The organism is Acidovorax sp. YS12 (genome assembly GCA_021496925.1).
Taxonomy (GTDB): Bacteria; Pseudomonadota; Gammaproteobacteria; order Burkholderiales; family Burkholderiaceae_C; genus Paenacidovorax.
Genome location: CP053915.1, coordinates 308,291 through 327,570, shown reverse-complemented (window position 1 = coordinate 327,570; position 19,280 = coordinate 308,291). Strand labels below are relative to the sequence as shown.

Genomic DNA, 19,280 nt, shown 5'->3' with positions numbered 1-19,280 from the left:
GGATCAGTGCGGCGCCAGATGCTGGCGCAAGAAGACCAGCACCTGCGCGTTGAAAGTCTGGTGGAACGCGGCCCTGGAAAATCCTGGTCCGTCCCGGCATATCCCGGGCTGTGCTTGCGCCAACGCCGGCGGGCAAGGAGCGAGAAACGCGAAATGCGTGGCGCCTTCGACCTGGTGAACTTCAGGCCGCACCGGCAAGTCTTCGGCCAGCGCGGCAACGCGTTCGGGCAGCACGCCGTCGCCGCCCTGCTGCGACCACCACAACTGCACCGGCGCCTGCACGGCCAGCAGCGACCGCGGGCCAGGAAAGGCATTGAGAGGGTCGGCAATCACCAGCGCCTTGAACCGGCTGTCGTGCACCCATGGCCCCGGGGTGAACCGGGGATCGCGCATCTGCGCGCACAGGGGCGCAGATGCGTCGGGGCAAGGCAAGCCAGCTTGGACGAAATCAGGGCGTGCGCCCCCCAGCACCAGCCCGGTGAATCCGCCACGCGAGAAGCCGAAAAAGCCCACCCGCTGGGCATCGATGTGCGCAGCCAGGCCAGGGTGCCGCAGCAGATGGTCCAGCAGGCGGCGCACGTCGGCAGGGCGACGCTGCAGCGCAGCCATGTCGCCACTGCTGTGCATGTCGGTGGCGGTATCACCGGGATGGTTCAGCGCGGCCACGATGAAGCCCGCATCCGCCAGCGCCTGCGCCGTATCGTGGTGGCTCAGGGCACTGGCCGCATGGCCGTGCGAAACCAGCACCAGCGGATGCACGCCTGGCGGCAACGGGCAGTCGCGCACCCCCTGGAGCACGAAAGGCCCGAGAGCGATGGCTTGCGCAGCCTGGGCGCAGGGCGACCAGACCGCCGCCTTGAAAGCGCGGCCCTGCCCATCGCTTTCTGCAGGAATCTCGATCGTCCGCAGGCCCGCCGCCTGCACGCACAGGGCGGCCCCCCACAAAAGCAGCCCCCCCCACATTCCCATGTACCCGCGAAGGCGGGGTATCACGCTGTTCAGCCTCATGGCGCCTCCTGCCAAAAATCCTTGCGGCACAGGCCGCGCACTGCGCACCACTCGCACACGCTGCCCTCGCCCAGCGCGGGCAGCGGCGCGCCCTCGGCGATGCGCGCCATGTCGCCCAGGATGCCTTCAATGAGCTGGTCGCGCAGCGCCACCACGTCGGGCTGTTCGTGCAGTTGCGTCTCGCCGCGCTCGCCGATGTTGACGTAGGCGGCGCGCAGGTGGTCGTCGGGCATGAGCGCGGCGTAGAAGGCGAGCTGCGTGTCCTCGCCGCCGGCCTTGATGCGCTGGCGCGTGGCGCTGTCGCTCTCGGTCTTGTAGTCGATGACCAGCGGGGCGCCGCCCGCCATGTCCACGCGGTCAAGCGTGCCCACGAGTTCCAGCCCACCAAGCGGCTGGCGGGTGTTCAGCTCGGCCTCGCGGAAGGTGGCGCCTTCGGCCTCGTGGCGTGCCAGCCAGTCCAGGTAGCCACCACGCAGCGCCGGCCAGCCGCTGGCGTAGGGCAGGAAGTCGGCTTCGTGCAGCCGCAGCGCGCGCGTGGCGCTGGCGGCGGCTTCGTCCATCAGGGCGACGCGGTCGGCCTCGGGCGCGTCGCGCAGCGCTTCGTGGAAGTGCTGCAGCACGGCATGCAGCCAGGTACCGAAGTCGCGCTTGTCGAGCGCCGCATCGAGTTCGTCGGACTCCTGCAGCCCGAGCAGGCGCAGCGCGTAGAAGCGGTAGGGGCAGTGGCGCAGGTCGGCGTAGGCCGAGGCGGAGAGCCGCGCCAGCGGCAGGGCCGCGCCATCGGGGCCGGGGCGCTCCACGGGCGTGGGCGCCACGGGGCGCGGCACCCGCGGGTCGGCACCGCCTTGCGCGGGCGGCCCGGGCTCGGGCAAGGCCAGCACCAGCGGGCTGGCCAGCAGGGGCTCGCCGCGTTCGCTGGCGCGCCACAGGATGTCTACCCGGGGCTGGCCCAGGGCGTGGGCCCAGGCGGCGCGCTGGGCCGCTTCCAGCGCCGCGCGCGTGGGCAGGCCCAGGGCCTGGCGCTGTGCAGGCGTCCACTGGCCGGGCGGCTCGGGCGCGGCCTGCAGGCGCTTTTCGTCGCAGCCCGGCAGCACCAGGGCGGCGAAGGGGCGGCCCAGCAACTGCGGCAGGGGCAGCACGACCACTTCGGCCGGTGCGCCCGGCGCCCCTTCCGGCTTGAAGCGCGCGGCCTCCAGGACTTCGTCCACCCAGCGCGTGAACGACTGCAGCGCGAGCACCGGGCCTGGGCCTCCGTCCAGCACGCCGCTCGCGTCCGCCGCATCGCCCAGGCGCAGTGCCAGCAGCACGCGCGCGCCGGCAGCATCGGCCGCGAGCAGCGGCCACTGGCCGCTGGCCTGCAGCAGCGCCTGCAGGGCCTGCAGCCAGTCGGCCAGGGGGCGGTCGGCGCGCAGCGGGCGGCGCAGGGCCTCGATCTGGCCCAGCACGGCGGCCACTTCGGGCGGTGCCGCCGGTGCGCCGCTGGCCACGGCATCACGCCACGCGGCGAGGGTGTGGCGGCGCAGCCATTTTTCCAGCGCGCGCTGGGCCGCCTCGGGCACGGCGGGCATCTGCTTGGCCCAGTCGAGCACGGCGTCGGTGCTGGCGCCCCAGGTGCAGGCGCGCAGCGGCGCCAGCACCTGCGCGGCGGCCCGGGTGGTGGAAAGCGTCCAGCCGTTCTCGTCGCGCACGGGCTGGCGCGCGCCCGCCAGCAGCGCGCCGATGCGGCGCACCAGCGCGCGGTCGGTGCTGGCCAGCGCCACGGGCACGCGGCCCGCCTGCACGTGGGCCAGCACGCAGGCGGCGGCCAGCTGGGCCTCGTCCTCGGCGTCCTGCGCGGGGTGCAGCGCCAGTTGCCCGGGGGGCAGCGTGGCGTGCAGGGGCCGGGCCAGGGCGCGTGCGCCCCAGGTGGCGCACAGCGCGTGCGCCAGCGGGTCGGGCTGGAAGCCCTCCAGCACCACGAGCGCATCGATGGCGGCGCCCACGCCGGGCTCGAACAGCACGTCGCACGCATGGCGCGAGGCCGTGGCCCACTCCAGCGCGATGCGCGCCACCACCGCTTCGTAGCGCAGGGCTCCGCCCTCGCCCGCCGGCCCCAGCAGGGCCCGCTGCGTTTCGGCCCAGGCCGCGCGCTGCGCCGGGGGGATGGCGGCAGCCACGGGGACGAGCTGGGTGGCGGCCTCCAGCAAGGGCGCGGCCAGCATGTCCTGCTCGGCCCCCAGGCCGGCCTGCGCCAGCAGGCTGCGCGCCGTGAGGCTGTCGCGCGCCACATCCATGGCCAGGTCAAGCCCCTGGGGAACGAAGCCGCCGAGCTGCTGCGCCCAGTTGCGCGTGGTCTCGAAACGCGGCGCGAAACCATCGGGCGCGCGCCGCGCCCACTGGCGCTGCGCCTCGGCCATGAGCTGCGCGTAGGGCACGAGCACCACGGTGCGCGCCGGGTGCGCGCCGGTGGCCTGTATGTGGGCCTGCACGGCGTCCAGGGCCTGCGCCCACAGGGGCGCGCAAGCCGCGCTGGCATCATTTTTCGCTATGACTGTCATAGCGTCTGGCGTCGCAGGCACAACGCTGGGCGGGGGATTGGTTTCTGTCACAATGCCCTGAATTTACCTTTGTCTATCCACCTCTTCGCAAGGAAATTCCCCCATGGCCAGCGATCTGATCAAACATGTCTCCGACGCCAGCTTCCAAGCCGACGTGCTGCAATCGGGCACCCCGGTGCTGGTGGACTACTGGGCCGAATGGTGCGGCCCGTGCAAGATGATCGCCCCCATCCTCGACGACGTGGCCGGCGCCTACCAGGGCAAGCTCACCATCGCCAAGATGAACGTGGACGACAACCGCGAGATCCCCGCCAAGTTCGGCATTCGCGGCATTCCCACGCTGATGCTGTTCAAGGATGGCCAGCTCGCCGCCACCAAGGTGGGCGCGATGAGCAAGGCCCAGCTCACCGCCTTCATCGACCAGCAACTGGCCTGATGGCGTCTCTCGCAGCGGCCCGCGGGCCGGTGCCATGCACGCCAGGCCCCTCGCGCTTGGCGGCGCATCCGATTTTCCTGTCATAATCCGCGCTGATCGTCCTGCCGCACCGCATCCAGCGGCTGATTCCAGATCACAGGCTTGCCCCGTCCGCCACCTACCGTGGCCCCGCACGGCACGCAGCCCCACCCCCTCGCACCAAGACATTTCCACTCCGTCCAGGAGTCATTCATGCACCTTAACGAACTCAAGGCACTGCACGTGTCTGAAGTCCTCAAGCAGGCGGAAGCGCTTGAGATCGAAAACGGCGGCCGCATGCGCAAGCAGGAGCTGATGTTCGCCATCATCAAGAAGCGCGCCAAGGCGGGCGAGCAGATCTTCGCCGACGGCGTGCTCGAAATCCTGCCCGACGGTTTCGGCTTCCTGCGCAGCCCCGACACCAGCTTCACGGCCAGCACGGACGACATCTACATCAGCCCCAGCCAGGTGCGCCGCTTCAACCTGCACACCGGCGACATGATCGAGGGCGAGGTGCGCACGCCCAAGGACGGCGAGCGCTACTTCGCGCTGACCAAGCTCGATTCGGTCAACGGCGGCCCGCCCGAGCAGAACAAGCACAAGGTGATGTTCGAGAACCTCACGCCGCTGTTTCCCAAGGAGCAGATGAAGCTCGAGCGGGACATGAAGGGCGAGGAGAACATCACGGGCCGCATCATCGACATCATCGCCCCCATCGGCCGCGGCCAGCGCGCGCTGATCGTCGCGCCCCCGAAGAGCGGCAAGACGGTGATGATGCAGCACATCGCCCACGCCATCACGGCCAACAACCCCGACGTGCACCTGATGGTGCTGCTGGTGGACGAGCGCCCGGAAGAAGTGACCGAGATGCAGCGCACGGTCAAGGGCGAGATCATCGCCTCGACCTTCGACGAGCCCGCCGCGCGCCACGTGCACGTGGCCGAGATGGTGATCGAGCGCGCCAAGCGCCTGGTCGAGCTGAAGAAGGACGTGGTGATCCTGCTGGACTCCATCACCCGCCTGGCACGCGCCTACAACAACGTCGTGCCGTCATCGGGCAAGGTGCTGTCGGGCGGCGTGGACTCCAACGCGCTGCAGCGCCCCAAGCGCTTCTTCGGCGCGGCGCGCAAGGTCGAGGAAGGCGGCTCGCTGACCATCATCGCCACCGCGCTGGTCGATACCGGCAGCCGCATGGACGAAGTGATCTTCGAAGAGTTCAAGGGCACCGGCAACAGCGAAATCCACTTGAGCCGCCGCCTGTACGAAAAGCGCGTGTTCCCGGCCATCGAGATGAACAAGAGCGGCACGCGCCGTGAAGAACTGCTGCTGCCCCCGGAGATCCTGCAGAAGACCCGCATCCTGCGCCAGTTCATGTACAACATGGACGAGATCGAGTCCATGGAGCTGATGATCAAGAAGATGAAGGAGACGAAGAACAACGTCGAATTCTTTGAGGCCATGCGCCGCGGCGGCTGACCGGCCCCCGTCCAACAAAAACGCCCCGTCCGTGACGGGGCGTTTTTGTTGGTGATGCCTGCGCTCAGCCCAAAGCCTGCAGCGCTGCCTGTATTTTCTGCAGCGCCTCGTCCGTAATCAGCCCGCTGGAAAATTTGGCCACCGTGGACAGCGGCATGCCAGACGCCATGCCAATCTGCGGATGCGCGGAAATGCCCGGCAGGTACTGCTCCAGGATGGCCTTGGTGGCCTCGCTGTCCAGCAGTTCACGCACGGTGGATTCGATGGAGTACGCCATGGGTTTCGCTTTCTTTTCGGTGGGATCCTGATGCACGCGGGCCGCGCCGGATTGCACCGGCCCGCGCAGGCCGCCACGGATCCCCGGCTGCGGCCCTGAAATGTCTCCTGTGCCGGACTCTACGGCACGCGGCGGCCCCGGCATTAGAGAAGGTGTTCAAAGTCTTCCGTCTCAGGTGGAGAGAAGACGCCACCAGGGAATGCCCAATTGCACCCACGTGGGCCCGCGAAGATTCCTATAATTGAAAATTATTCTCATCAAATAAGCCTCCCGCCCCTTTCGTGGCCTCCCCATGCCCCAGCCGCCGCTCTCCGCCGCCGATTCCGCCGCTGCCTCCTCCCTGTTCACCGACCACCACGGCTGGCTGCTGGGCCGGCTGCGCCAGCGCCTGCGCAACACGGCCGAGGCGGAGGACGTGGCCTCGGAAGCCTTTGCGCGCGTCATCGGCTACCGCCGCCTGCAGGCGCTGCAGGAGCCGCGCGCCTACCTCACCACGGTGGCCAAGAGCATCCTGCTGCAGTTCTGGCGCCGCCGCGACCTGGAGCGCGCCTGGATCGACAGCCTGGCGCTGGCGCCCGAAACCTTCGCGCCCTCGCCCGAGGAACGGGCACTGTGGCTCGAATCGCTGGAACGCATCGCGCAGGCGCTCGACGGGCTTTCGCCCAGGGCGCGCCAGGCCTTCCTGCTGAGCCAGCTCGACGGCCTGACTTACGCGCAGATCGCCGAGCGACTCGGCGTGTCGGCCAGCATGGTGCGCAAGTACATGGCGCAGGGCCTGCAGCAGTGCATGCGCGCGGTCGATGAAGGCTGACGCCCGCAACGCCGACGCCGCGCAGGCCGCCATCGGCTGGATGGTGGAGCTGCGCTCCGGCGAGGCCACCGCCGCTGAGCACCAGGCGTTCGCCGCCTGGCTGGCGGCCGACCCGGCCCACCGCGAGGCATGGCAGCGCCTGGCCGGCGCCGTGGGCCAGGCATTCGGCGACCCATCCGCCGTGCGTCCCGGCGCAGCGGACGCGGTGAACGGCGCATTGGACCTGGCGTCCACGCGCGCCACGCAGCGCCGGCGCCTGCTGCGCGGCGCGCTGGGCTTTGCTGGCGTGGGGCTGGGCACCGCCTGGACGGGGCGGCACGCCGGCCTGTTACCCGACTGGAGCGCCGACTTGCACACCGCCACGGCCGAGCGCCGCAGCCACACGCTGTCCGACGGCAGCACGCTGCTGCTGGACGCGCGCAGCTCCGCCGACGTGGCCTTCACCGCCACCGAGCGCGGTGTGCGGCTGCGCGAGGGGCAACTGATCGCCAGCGTGCGGGCCCAGCCGGGCGGCGCGGCGCCGTTCGTGGTGCACACCGCGCAGGGCAGCGTGCGGGCCCTGGACACGCGCTTCATGGTGCGCCAGGCCGCCGGGCGCAGCCTGGCCGTGGTGCTGGAGCACAGCGTGGAGGTGGCCACGGCGAGCGGCCTGCAGCGCCACGTGCTGCACGCGGGGGATGCGGTCTGGTTCGATGCCGCGCGCATTGAGGCCGTGCCGCCGGATGCCGGCGCGCTCGCCGCCGCCGACTGGCAGCGCGGCCTGCTGGTGGCGCAGGACCTGCCCCTGGCCGACGTGGTGCAGGCGCTGCGGCCCTACCGGCACGGCTTCATCCGCATCGCGCCCGACGCGGCGCGGCTGCGCGTGTCGGGCAGCTACCCCCTGGCGGATACCGACGCCAGCCTGCAGGCGCTGGCCGAGACGCTGCCGATCGACGTGCACGTGTACACGGGGGGCTGGCTGGTGCGCATCGAGCGGCGCGGCTGACCGCCGTCCCCTTCGCCCGCCGGGTGTCACTTTTTCTGGCCCGTGGCTCATGCAGGAGGAGAGCGTTGTTTCGCTCCGCCCCTTCTGCAACTTCCTGACCGAAAGCCACCATGCTGCTGATCCCTGTCATCCCCTTCCGGCTGCGACTGCCGGCGGCTGCCCTCTGCCTGGCCCTGGCCGCCATACCCGCCGCCGCGCAAGACGCCGCCGCCCGTACCTACGACCTGCCGGCCCAGCCGCTGAACGCCACCGTGGCCCGCATCGCCAGCGACAGCGGCGCGCGCATCTCCGTGGACGCCGAACTGGCGCGCGGCGTCACCGCCGCGCCGGTGCGCGGCAGCCTGACGGCCGAAGCGGCCATGCAGCAGGCGCTGGCGGGTTCAGGGCTGGAACTGGTGCGCACCGGCAGCGGCGTGCTCACGGTGCGGCGCACGGCCGCCGTGCCTGCGGCGCTTTCGGCCACTGCGATGACGTTGCGCGAGGTGACCGTAACCGCCAACGCCGAGCGCAGCGCCGAGACCGACGGCACCGGCTCCTATGCCGCGCATGGCGCCACGCTGTTCAAGGGGGTGCAGTCGTTGCGCGAGATACCGCAGTCGGTGAGCGTCCTCACCCGCCAGCAGATAGACGACCAGGGGTTGACGACGGTCGATGCCGCAATGGACCAGGTGACTGGAGTCATCACCACCGGCTTTGCGGGCGAGCCGGTCTTCCTGAGCCGGGGCTACCGCATGAGCCCACAGATCGATGGCGTGCAGAGCACCAGCAGCAACGGCCGCTACGCCTCTTCGCTGCCCGCGCTGGCCATGTACGACCGCATCGAGGTATTGCGCGGCCCCGGCGGCCTGCTGAGCGGCAACGGCGAGCCCGGCGGCGTGATCAACTATGTCAAGAAGCGCCCGCGCCACGATCCGGCTGTTTCGGCACGCTTGTCGGCCGGCTCCTGGGACCATTACTACACCGAGCTCGACGCCACGGGTCCGCTCAACGCCGAGGGCACGCTGCGCGGCCGCGCCGTGCTCGCCTGGCAGGACGAGCACAAGTTCTACGACGTGGCGACCGACCAGGCCAAGCTGTTCTACGGCGTGCTGGCTTATGACCTGACGCCCGCGACCACGCTGGGCCTGTCGGCCTCCTACAGCCACCGCCGCCATACGCCGTTCTGGGGGCTGCCGCGCTACAGCGACGGCAGCCTGCCCGCGCGCACATCCTTCGTGGGCTACGACCACCTCATGCGCACCCAGCAGACGGATCTGGGCATCGACCTGGAACACCGGTTCAACGGTGGCTGGCGCCTGAAGGGCGGCTACAGCCAGGTGGGCCTGGAACGGACGTATCTCATCGGCTATGGCACCAGCGCCATCGACGTTTCCACGGGGTTGGGCAACTACCTGACCGGAAACGACCGCTATGACTCGACCGACAGGTCGTTCGACGTGAACGTCACCGGCCCGGTGCAGCTTTTCGGTCGCACGCACCGGCTGACCTTCGGCTACGACCGCCTCGAAAGCAACACCACCATGGGCGCCGCCCCGTGGGGGCGTGGCTCGGGGTGGGATTTGCTGAGCAACCATGACTTCAGCGCCTGGATTCCCGCCGACGGCAATCAGACACAGTACCGCACGGCACGCGCGGGCTTCTACAGCCATGCGCACATCCGTCCGGCCGATGCCTGGACCTTCGTGCTCGGCGGCCGCTGGTCCGACTACCGAACCAAGAGCCGAGGGGTCACGGTGCCGACCGACTGGAACGGCAGCGCAGCCAAGGCGGACGGCAGGTTCACGCCTTTCGGCGGAGTGCTCTGGGACATGACCCGGCAGGTCACGCTCTACGGTAGCTATGCCGAAATCTTCGAGCCGCAGAGCGACCTCGACCACAACCGGCAGGCGCTCAAGCCACGCACCGGCTGGCAAACCGAGGTCGGTGCCAAGGGCGAATTCTTCGACGGCCGGCTCAACGCCTCGGTCGCGCTGTTCCGCATTCGCGACGAGAATCGCTCGATCATCGACCCTGATCCCGCACACGCCGTCTGCGGCAGTTCGGGTACCGGCTCCTGCTCCGTGGCCGCGGGCCTGTGGCAGAGCCAGGGCTGGGAGGCCGAGGTCTCGGGCAGCCCGGCGCGTAGCTGGGACGTCTCGGCCAGTTACACGCGTACGCAGACCAAGGTACTGCGCGCGGCCAGCGTCGATACCGAGAACCAGGTGGCCAACGCCAACATGCCGGAGCATCTGTTCAAGTTCTGGACGCAGTACCGCCCCGGAACGGCCACCCTCGGCGGCGCGCTGGAGGGTTGGACCTTCGGCGCCGGTGTCTATGCGAGCAGCCGCTATGCCTTCAGCACGCTCTATCCGTACCAGGGCGGCTATGCCACCGTCTCGGCCAAGGCGGGCTACCGCATCAACCGGCAATGGGACGCCATGCTGACGGTCGGCAACCTGTTCGACCGGAGCTACCTGGAGCGTGCGGGGATACTGGGCGCGTACAACATCTACGGCAAGCCGCGCAACTTCACGCTGACGCTGCGTGGCAGCTTCTGATGGCCGTGGCGGGGCCGCGATTCATCATCGTGGCGTCTGATCTACTGCAGAATTGATAGCTGCTTGCGCTTGCTGCATAAGCGCTAGAGACTGTTTTTACTTGAATCTTCTTCCTACCGCCGCCAGCGCAGCTCCGCCGCGCCAAAGGCCAGCGCCGCCAGCACCTGGGCGGCGCTGAGCGGCGGCGACGCGAGCAGCGGGCCGCATCAATCCTTGAACTGCGGCTGCTGCCTGGCCATGCTGGCCGTCATGGCCGCCACCAGGTCCTTGCTCTGCAGCATGGCGGCGTTCCAGGTGGCGATGTAGTTCAGGCTGTCGGCCACGCTGTGGTCGCGCGCGTAGTTCAGCATTTCCTTGGTGCCGCGGATGGACAGCGGCGACTTGGCGGCGATGCTGGCGGCGATGGCCTGCACGCCTTCGTACAGCGCTTCGCGCGTGGCGAATACGCGGTTGAGCAGGCCGATCTCGCGCGCCTCCTGCGCGCCAAAGACGCGGCCGGTGTACGCCAGCTCGCGCGTGATGCCCTGACCGATGAGCTTGGGCAGGCGCTGCAGCGTGCCCACGTCGGCCACCATGCCGATGTCGATCTCCTTGATGGTGAAGCTCGCGTCCTCGCTGGCGTAGCGCATGTCGGCGCAGGTGATGAGGTCGATGCCGCCGCCGATGCAGCCGCCGTGGATGGCGGCGAGCACGGGCTTGCGGCAGCGCTCCAGGCTGGTCAGCGTGTCCTGCAGGTCGAGGATGACGCGGCGCAGCTTCTCGCGCTGGCGGCCCTCGCAGTCGTCGGCCACCTGCGCGCCCAGGCCCATCATCATCTGCAGGTCGATGCCTGCGGTGAAGTATTTGCCCTCGGCCTGCAGCACGGCCACGCGCGCCTCGGGGGTTTCGTCCACCCACTGGAAGGCCTGGCGGATTTCCTGCCACATGGTGGCGTTCATGGCGTTGGCCTTTTCGGGACGGTTCAGGCGCACGGTGGCGATGTGGTCCTGCAAGGCAAGGCCCAGGGTTTCAAAGGTTGGCATCGTCATTCACAACTCCGGTTTCAAGTGTTTTTGGCCTCCAGCGCTTATGGGACAAGCGCTGGCAGCTCCTCTATCAATAGCAGATCAGGCCTTGGCGCCTTTCATGGCGGCCAGGTACGGCGCCAGGCGCTTGCCCATTTCCTCGCCCAGGGCCTGCAGGCCGCTCATCGGGCGCACCATGACCTCGAAATCGACGATCTTGCCCTCCTCGTCGAAGCGGATCTGGTCGATGCCCTTGAGCTCCTTGCCGTTCACCTTGGCGCTGAATTCGAGCACCACGCTCAGGCCGTCCTCGCTGGCGTAGCTGCGGTGGTAGGTGAAGTCCTCGAACACCTTGACCACCGTGCCCAGGATGAGCTGCACCGCCTGCGCGCTGGGGTACGGCGTGTGCGCCATGGGCGAGCGGAACACGGCCTTGGGGTGCAGGATGGACGCGAGCTGCGCCATGCTGCCCTCGGCCACCATGGCGTGCCAGGTTGCCAGGCTCTCCTGCACGGCGGCGGGCATCTGGTGCGTGGCGGGGGCGCTGGCGGGTGCTGCGGGGGCGAAGTCGATGCGCAGCGCCAGTTCGGTGCCCTGCTTGATGGCGCGCTTGGCGTCCAGCTCGGCGGCCTTGTCGGCGCCGCCGATGAGGTGCACGCGCACGCCCTGCGCCTCCAGCGCGGCCTGCAGTTCGCGGTTGGGGTCCTGGCCCGCGCAGACGATGACGTTGTCCACCGGCAGGGTCATGTCCTTGCCGTCCACGGTGATGTGCAGGCCCGCGTCGTCCACCTTGCGGTAGGCCACGCCGGGGACCATCTCCACACCCCGGTTCTTCAGGCCCGTGCGGTGGATCCAGCCGGTGGTCTTGCCTAAGGTCTCGCCCACCTTGCTGGCCTTGCGCTGCAACAGGTAGATCTTGCGCGGCACGTGGCCGATGTGCGCGGGCTGCAGGCCGCCGCGCGCGCTGCCGGTGGTGTCCACGCCCCATTCGGCGAAGAACTGGGCCTTGTCCAGGCTGGGGCTCACGCCCTCGTGCAGCAGATATTCCGATACGTCGAAGCCGATGCCGCCCGCGCCGATCACGGCCACCGTCTTGCCCACGGGCTTCTTGCCCTGCAGCACGTCGAGGTAGCCCAGCACCTTGGGGTGCGTGATGCCTTCGATGTCCGGCAGGCGCGGGCGGATGCCGGTCGCCAGCACCACATGCTGGAAGCCCGCTTGCACCAGGTCAGCGGCGCTGACGCGCTGGCCCAGCTTCACGGCCACGCCGGTCTGCTGCAGGCGCTCGCCGAAGTAGCGCAGGGTTTCGTAGAACTCTTCCTTGCCCGGCACCTGCTTGGCCACGTTGAACTGGCCGCCGATCTCGCTGCCGGCGTCGAACAGCGTCACGTCCAGCCCGCGCTGCGCGGCCTCGGTGGCGAAGGCCAGGCCGGCCGGGCCCGCGCCGACCACGGCCACGCGCTCTTTCTTCGTGAGCGGCACGGGCACCAGGAGGGTCTCGTGGCACGCGCGCGGGTTGACCAGGCACGAGGTGATCTTGCCGCCGAAGGTGTGGTCCAGGCAGGCCTGGTTGCAGCCGATGCAGGTGTTGATGTCCTGCGCCCGGCCCGCGGCGGCCTTGTTGACGAACTCCGGGTCGGCCAGGAAGGGGCGCGCCATGCTCACCATGTCGGCCTGGCCCGAAGCCAGCACCTCCTCGGCCACCTCGGGCGTGTTGATGCGGTTGGTGGCCACCAGCGGAATGCCCACCTTGCCCTTGAGCTGCTGCGTGACCCAGGCGAACGCCGCGCGCGGCACCTTGGTGGCTATTGTTGGAATGCGCGCCTCGTGCCAGCCAATGCCGGTGTTGAGGATGGTCACGCCCGCCTGCTCCAGCGCCTGGGCAAGCTGCACCACTTCTTCGTGCGTGGAGCCGCCTTCGACCAAATCGAGCATGGACAGGCGGAAGATGATGATGAACTCCGCCCCCACCCGGGCGCGCGTGCGGCGCACGATCTCTAGCGGAAAGCGGATGCGGTTCTCGTAGCTGCCGCCCCATGCGTCGTCGCGCTGGTTGGTCTGCGCGGCGATGAATTCGTTGATGAGGTAGCCCTCCGAGCCCATGATCTCCACGCCGTCGTAGCCCGCGCTCTGCGCCAGCGCGGCGGCGTTGGCGTAGTCCTCGATGGTCTGCTCCACCTCTTCGCCCGTCAGCGCATGCGGGCGGAACGGGCTGATGGGCGCCTTGAGGGCGCTGGGCGCCACCAGCTCGGGGTGGTAGGCGTAGCGGCCGAAGTGCAGGATCTGCATGCAGATCTTGCCGCCCGCATCGTGCACCGCCTGCGTCACCACCTTGTGCTTGTCGGCCTCGGCCTGCGTGGTCATGGCCGCGCCGCCGGGCATGGGGCGGGCGCGCTCGTTGGGCGCGATGCCACCCGTCACGATCAGGCCCACGCCGCCCCGCGCGCGCTCGGCATAGAACGCGGCCATGCGCTCGAAGCCCTGGGGCGCCTCTTCCAGCCCCACGTGCATGGAGCCCATGAGCACGCGGTTCTTGAGCGTGGTGAAGCCGAGATGAAGGGGCGCGAGCAGGTGGGGATAGTTGGTCATGGGGTGTCCTTGTCGTCGTGGGGTCGTGGGGGAATCGCTGGCGCGCTATGCAACCAGTTGCACAAAAGTGTACGGTCGTTCGTTTAACTATGCAACGGGTTGCATAGCTGGATTTCCCGGATAGACTGCGCCCCCATGTCCCTGCCGCACGCCGTTCTGACCTCCCTGCTGGAAAAATCCACCTCGGGCTACGACCTGGCGCGGCGTTTCGACAAATCCATCGGCTACTTCTGGCACGCCACGCACCAGCAGATCTACCGCGAGCTGGCGCGCATGGAGGGCGCCGGCTGGATCGAGGGCTTCGTGCCGCCCGACGCCGGCAAGACGCGCAAGAAGCACTACCGCGTGCTGCCCGCCGGCCGAGCCGAGCTGGTGCGCTGGGCCGCCGAGCCCACCGCCCCCATGGACCTGCGCGACAGCTTCACCGTCAAGCTGCGCGCCGACGCCATCCTCGACGAAGTGGACCTGCGCGAAGAACTGGCGCGCCACAACGCGCTGCACGCCGAGCGCCTGGCGCAGTACCGCATGATCGAGGCGCGTGACTTCCCCCCCGCCGCGCCGCTGGCGCGCGCGCAGGCCATCCAGCACATGATCCTGAAAAAAGGCATCCTCTACGAAGAGGGCGAGATCGCCTGGGGCCAGGAGATGCTGGTACTGCTGCAGGCGCCGGCCCAGACATAGAATCGCGGCACCGTCCACCAGGGTGCCTGCATGTCCTCCCTCCTCGACTTTTTTCGCCGTCTCCTGGGCCGCAGCCGGCCGAACCAGGCACCTGCGCAGGCCCCGCAGCGCAAGGCCAGCGCGCAATTCCAGACCCTGAACCAGCTCGCGCCCCTCAAGGCCGAGCCCAGCGCCCAGGCCCCCACGCCGGCCCCGACACCCGCCAACCGCAGCGCCTCCTTCATTTGCCGCGAGCCGGTGCTCAACCGCCAGGAACAGATCGCGGGCTACTTCTTCCACCTGCACGGCCATCTGCAAAGCCGCCTGCAGGGCAAGAACGAGCCGCTGCACAAGGCCTACGACGACGCCCTGCTGCGCAACCTCATCGACCTGCACGTGCACCGGCTGCTGGGCCACCGCAAGGCCTTCATCCACCTGAGCCCGGCCTCGCTGGACAACCCGCTGCTGGCGCGGCTCCCGGTGAAGAACAGCGTGCTCATGCTGGCGCCCAACCTGCAGACGCTGGACCTGGCCCAGCTCCAGCCCCAACTGGCCGCGCTGCGCCAGGCCGGCATGGCCCATGGCTGGGTGCTGGACAAAAACCTGCTGACGCTGCACCCCGCGCTGCGCGAGCTGGCCATGCAGGCCGACTATGTGCAGCTCGACACCGCCAAATTCGACGGCCTGGAGATCGAAGCCCTGTGCGAAACCCTGGGCAACGGCCCTGGCGAGAACCGGGCGCCGCTGCAGTGGATTGCGCAGGAGCTGCACAGCTTCGACGAGTTCAACCTGTGCTTCAAGGGCGGCTTCGACTTCTTCATGGGCGACTTCGTCACCAGCCGCGAGAACTGGCACCCGCCCAAGAGCGAGATCAACCGCCTGCTGACCATCAAGCTGCTCAACCTGCTGCGCAGCGACGAAGACCTGAGCGTCATCGCCCAGCAGATCACCGCCGACCCGGTGCTGGCCTTCAAGCTGCTGCGCTACCTCAATTCCCCGGCCTTCGGCCTGGCCCAGCCCATCCTGACCATCGACAAGGCGGTGATGGTGCTGGGGCGCGAGCGCTGCTACCGCTGGGTCTCGCTGCTGCTGTTCGACATCCAGCAAAGCGGCTACCGCGAGCGGCTGCTGATCGAGCACGCGCTCACGCGCGCCTTCTACCTGGAAAGCCTGGCCGGCCAGGGCCTGCTGCAAGGGCCCAGGGAAGAACTTTTCATCCTCGGCCTGTTCTCCATGCTCGACCTGCTGATCGGCCACCCGCTGGAAACCATCCTGCAGGAAACCCACCTGCCCGCGCCCGTGCACGAGGCCCTGCTGGGCCAGGCCGGAACCTACCGCAACGCCCTGCTGCTGGCGCAGGCCATGGAAAAGCAGCAATTCAACGCCGTGCAGGCGCTGGCCGAACGGCTCCAGCTCAACGCCCTGCCCGTGCTGAGCCTGCAGCTGGAGGCCCTGGGCAAGGCCAACGAGATCATCGAGATGAGCCAGGAATGACCGTATCGCCAGCTATGCGATAATCGAGAGCTTTTTGCGGAAAGTACACTGGAATAGGCTGGTGCGGCTCCCGCTGCTGATTCAAAGGAAGATCATGAAAGAAGGCATTCACCCCAATTACCGCGAAGTGCTGTTCGTTGACCTGTCCAACGGCTTCAAGTTCGTGACCCGCTCCTGCGTGAACACGAAGGAAACCGAGACCTTCGAGGGCAAGGACTACCCGCTGTTCAAGCTGGACACGTCCAGCGAGTCGCACCCCTTCTACACCGGCACGCAAAAATCCGTGGACAACATGGGCGGCCGCGTGGAGCGCTTCCGCAACCGCTTCGGCAAGAAGTAATCCAGTTTTGCGCCTGGCGGAGTTTTCCGCCCGCGAAAAAGGGCAGCCCGGGCCACCGCGCTGCCCTTTTTTACCTTCCGCCCTCCCGTGAACCACCCGACCCCCGCCATCGTCACCCAACGCGCCGCGCGCCCCCTGCCGCGCTGGGCGCTGCTGCTGCTGTGCCTGGCCTACGTGGTGCCGGGCTTCGTCGGGCGCGACCCGTGGCGCAACGTCGATGTGGCCTCGTTCGGCTACATGCTGGAACTGGCCCAGGGCCGCAGCCACTGGCTCGCGCCCACGCTGGCCGGCTTCACCCCCGACGGCGACGGCCTGCTCGCCTTCTGGCTCGGCGCGCTGGCACTGCAGTGGGCGCCGGGCTGGCTCGCGCCCGAGATGGCGGCGCGCCTGCCCTTCATCGCCCTGCTGGTAGTGACGCTGCTGGCCACCTGGTACACCGTGTACTACCTGGCGCGCAGCCCCGGCGCCCAGCCCGTGGCCTTCGCCTTCGGCGGCGAGGCGCACCCCAAGGATTACGCGCGCTCCATGGCCGATGCCGGGCTGCTCGCGCTGCTCGCCTGCCTCGGGCTGGCCCAGCTGTCGCACGAAATCACCAGCTACCTCGCGCAACTGGCCTGCACGGCGCTGGTGTTCTTCGCCGCCGCCATCCAGCCCTACCACCCGCGCCGCGCCGCCGTGGCCATGCCCCTGGGCATGGCCGGGCTGGCGCTGGCAGGCGCGCCCACGCTCGCCACGCTGCTCGGCCTGGGCTGCGCCGCGCTGGCCTGGTGGGCACCCGCCAGCACCGCCGACCGGCGCCGCACCGCGGCCCTGGCATGGATCGTCGGCACGCTGGCCAGCATGGGCCTGGCCTGGGCGCTGGACCTGTGGGCCTGGCGCATCGAGCCGCCTCGGGCCTTCCTGCCCTACGCCACGACCATGGCGCGCATGCTGGTCTGGTTCGGCTGGCCCGCCTGGCCGCTGGCGCTGTGGACGCTGTGGCGCTGGCGCCGCCAGATCGCCAGCCGCACCGGCCACCGGCATCTGTGGCTGCCGCTGTGGTTCACCCTGGTCACGCTGGCCGCCACCTTCACCACCCAGCCGGCCGACCGGGCCCTGCTGCTGGGCCTGCCGGCGCTGGCGGTGCTGGCGGCATTCGCCCTGCCGACGCTGGAGCGCAGCATTGCCGCGCTGATCGACTGGTTCACGCTGCTGTTCTTCAGCGTCTCGGCCATCGCCATCTGGGTGGTGTGGATCTCTCTGCACACCGGCATACCCGCGCAGCCCGCCGCCAACGTGGCGCGGCTGGCGCCTGGTTTCGTGCCCCGCTTCGATACCCTGGCTTTCACCCTGGCGCTGGCTGCCTCCGCCGCATGGTGCGCCCTGGTCTGGTGGCGCGCCGCCCGGCACCGCACCGCGCTCTGGAAAAGCCTGGTGCTGCCCGCCAGCGGCACCACCCTGGCCTGGCTGCTGCTGATGACCATCTGGCTGCCCATGCTGGACTACGCCCGCAGCTACGCCCCGCAGGTGCGCCAGATCGTGGCCACGCTGGGCCCGGAGCCGGGCTGCGTGCTCATGCACAACCTGGGCGACTCGCAGGTGGCGGCGCTGCAGTTCCACGGGCACCTGGCGCTCTACCCCGACAGCGCCGAGCCGCCGCAGGGCTGCCAATGGCTGGCCGTGGGCAGCGACACACGCGACCCGCCCGAGGACCTGGCGCAGCCCGCGCAATGGCTGCCCTTCGCCGCCATCGGCCGCCCGACCAACCGCAGCGAGCGCATCCTGCTGCTGAAACGGCTCCCCCCGGCATCCGACGAAGCCGCCCCCTGAAGTGAAACTCAGGCGCAGATCAAGCGGGAGCAACCTGGACGGTGTATCCGATTTGTTGTAGTCGCCGAATGAGCCGGTTGGCGGTTTTTTCGGCGTCAGCGCGGTCAAAGTGCGCAGCCCCCAGGTCATGCCATTCGGTGCCATCTTTGAGCATGTGCCATGCAGCGGTGAGCATGGAAGCGGCCACGGCGATGATGGCCTTCTTGGCACCCCGACGGGCTCGGATGCGGTGGAACTGCGCCTGCAGGTAGCTGCCCTTGACCTTAACCGCGGCCCATGCGGCCTGCACCAAGGTGGTCTTGAGCCACACGCCCCCACGGCGCAGCCGTGTGCTACGCCGCTTGCCCGCGCTCTCGTCGCTGCGCGGGCACAGGCAGGCCCATGACAGCAGGTGGCCTGCCGTTGCAAAGCGCGACATGTCGATGCCGATCTCGGCGACCACCACGTTGGCGCTGACCTGACTCAAGCCGGGCATCGTGCTCAGCAACTTGGCGGCTTGTCGAAACGGCTCGAGCCCCAGGCCCACCTCCTTCTCGATGTCGGCAATGGCCTTGTCCAGAGCGTCGATATGGCCCAGGTGCAGCTTGAGCATGAAGCGGTGGTGGGCACGCACGCGCCCGCTCAATGCCTCGACCAACTCGGCTCGGCTGGCCTTGAGGCGGTTGCCCACGACATATGAAGCCAGACGCTGGGGATCGCTGCGGCCGTCAATGAGCGCCTGCAGCACCGCACGCCCACTCTTGCCCAGGATGTCGCTCAGGACGCTGGTGATCTTGATGTTGGCGTCTTCGAGCACCTTCTCGATGCGCTGCACGTGCGAGGCGCGCTCGCGCACGAACTGCTTGCGCGTTCGCGTCAGGGTGCGCAGCTCCTGCACCGCCACCGGCGGCACGAAGCTGGCGCGGATCAAGCCATGAGCCAGCAGATCGGCCAGCCACATCGAATCGTTCACGTCAGTCTTGCGCCCGGGCATGTTCTTCACGTGCGCGGCATTGGCCAGCACCAACTCGAAGTGGCCTTCGAGCACATGCCACACCGGCTTCCAGTACACGCCCGTAGCTTCCATGGCGACGTGCTCGACGCCGAAGGATTCGAGCCAGTCGGCCAGCTCCAGCAGGCCCGAGGTGGTCGTGGCAAAGGTGCGGACCTCTTGCACCAGCGGGCCTGGGCCCGCAATCCGTGCGCAAGCCACTACGCTTTGCTTGTGCACGTCCAGTCCCGCACAGAGCGGATGAATCACGTCCATGATCGCCTCCTCATCAAAGAACAGCAGCGACACCGGCGTGCGACCCACGTCAT

General features: G+C 69.0%; 15 protein-coding genes. 9 read left to right on the top strand and 6 right to left on the bottom strand.

Annotated features, from left to right (window positions below):
- Positions 1–3 precede the first annotated feature (3 nt).
- A complete protein-coding gene (locus YS110_01535) occupies positions 4–969 on the bottom strand; it encodes an alpha/beta hydrolase (GenBank protein ID UJB67315.1) in 966 nt (321 codons plus the stop codon).
- A gap of 35 nt (positions 970–1,004) precedes the next feature.
- Entirely contained in the window at positions 1,005–3,545 is a 2,541-nt protein-coding gene (locus YS110_01530; protein UJB63533.1) for a PD-(D/E)XK nuclease family protein, read from the bottom strand.
- A gap of 103 nt (positions 3,546–3,648) precedes the next feature.
- Between YS110_01530 and trxA the strand changes: the two genes are divergently transcribed.
- Positions 3,649–3,981 carry a thioredoxin TrxA gene (gene trxA / locus YS110_01525; protein ID UJB63532.1) on the top strand — a complete coding sequence of 111 codons (333 nt, stop codon included), beginning with the start codon at positions 3,649–3,651 and terminating at the stop codon, positions 3,979–3,981.
- A 231-nt stretch (positions 3,982–4,212) separates the two neighbouring features.
- Positions 4,213–5,475, top strand: coding sequence for a transcription termination factor Rho (rho, locus tag YS110_01520; GenBank protein UJB63531.1), 1,263 nt, complete (start codon positions 4,213–4,215; stop codon positions 5,473–5,475).
- A gap of 64 nt (positions 5,476–5,539) precedes the next feature.
- Here rho and YS110_01515 read toward each other — a convergent pair whose 3' ends face one another.
- Positions 5,540–5,752, bottom strand: a complete 213-nt coding sequence (locus YS110_01515) for a hypothetical protein (GenBank protein ID UJB63530.1) — start codon at positions 5,750–5,752, stop codon at positions 5,540–5,542.
- Positions 5,753–6,044: 292 nt separating this feature from the next.
- Here YS110_01515 and YS110_01510 point away from each other — a divergent pair, with 292 nt between their 5' ends.
- The 3 genes from YS110_01510 to YS110_01500 all read left to right on the top strand — a co-directional run bounded on the left by YS110_01510 (position 6,045) and on the right by YS110_01500 (position 10,085).
- Positions 6,045–6,563 (top strand): sigma-70 family RNA polymerase sigma factor, encoded by a 519-nt coding sequence (locus tag YS110_01510; GenBank protein ID UJB63529.1) that lies wholly within the window; start codon positions 6,045–6,047, stop codon positions 6,561–6,563.
- On the top strand, positions 6,553–7,548 hold the full coding sequence (locus YS110_01505) for a DUF4880 domain-containing protein (GenBank protein ID UJB63528.1): 996 nt from the start codon (positions 6,553–6,555) through the stop codon (positions 7,546–7,548). The genes YS110_01510 and YS110_01505 overlap by 11 nt, the downstream gene beginning before the upstream one ends.
- A gap of 110 nt (positions 7,549–7,658) precedes the next feature.
- A complete protein-coding gene (locus YS110_01500) occupies positions 7,659–10,085 on the top strand; it encodes a TonB-dependent siderophore receptor (GenBank protein UJB63527.1) in 2,427 nt (808 codons plus the stop codon).
- 206 nt (positions 10,086–10,291) lie between these two features.
- On the opposite strand, the gene YS110_01495 is transcribed toward YS110_01500, so the two are convergent.
- The gene (locus YS110_01495) at positions 10,292–11,107 is read right to left on the bottom strand and encodes a crotonase/enoyl-CoA hydratase family protein (protein ID UJB67314.1); all 816 of its coding nucleotides are present in this window, start codon (positions 11,105–11,107) and stop codon (positions 10,292–10,294) included.
- An 84-nt stretch (positions 11,108–11,191) separates the two neighbouring features.
- A complete protein-coding gene (locus YS110_01490) occupies positions 11,192–13,678 on the bottom strand; it encodes an FAD-dependent oxidoreductase (protein UJB63526.1) in 2,487 nt (828 codons plus the stop codon).
- A 135-nt stretch (positions 13,679–13,813) separates the two neighbouring features.
- Here YS110_01490 and YS110_01485 point away from each other — a divergent pair, with 135 nt between their 5' ends.
- The 4 genes from YS110_01485 (at position 13,814) to YS110_01470 (ending at position 17,981) form a co-directional block, all read left to right on the top strand.
- A complete protein-coding gene (locus YS110_01485) occupies positions 13,814–14,359 on the top strand; it encodes a PadR family transcriptional regulator (GenBank protein UJB63525.1) in 546 nt (181 codons plus the stop codon).
- A gap of 30 nt (positions 14,360–14,389) precedes the next feature.
- The gene (locus YS110_01480; GenBank protein ID UJB63524.1) at positions 14,390–15,832 is read left to right on the top strand and encodes an HDOD domain-containing protein; all 1,443 of its coding nucleotides are present in this window, start codon (positions 14,390–14,392) and stop codon (positions 15,830–15,832) included.
- A 94-nt stretch (positions 15,833–15,926) separates the two neighbouring features.
- The gene (locus YS110_01475; GenBank protein UJB63523.1) at positions 15,927–16,172 is read left to right on the top strand and encodes a type B 50S ribosomal protein L31; all 246 of its coding nucleotides are present in this window, start codon (positions 15,927–15,929) and stop codon (positions 16,170–16,172) included.
- Between the two features lie 87 nt (positions 16,173–16,259).
- Positions 16,260–17,981: a hypothetical protein gene (locus YS110_01470; protein ID UJB63522.1), complete on the top strand. Its 1,722-nt coding sequence runs from the start codon at positions 16,260–16,262 to the stop codon at positions 17,979–17,981.
- Positions 17,982–18,000: 19 nt separating this feature from the next.
- Here the strand turns inward: YS110_01470 and YS110_01465 are convergent, their stop codons facing one another.
- Positions 18,001–19,227, bottom strand: coding sequence for an IS110 family transposase (locus YS110_01465; protein ID UJB67313.1), 1,227 nt, complete (start codon positions 19,225–19,227; stop codon positions 18,001–18,003).
- Between the last annotated feature and the right edge of the window lie 53 nt (positions 19,228–19,280).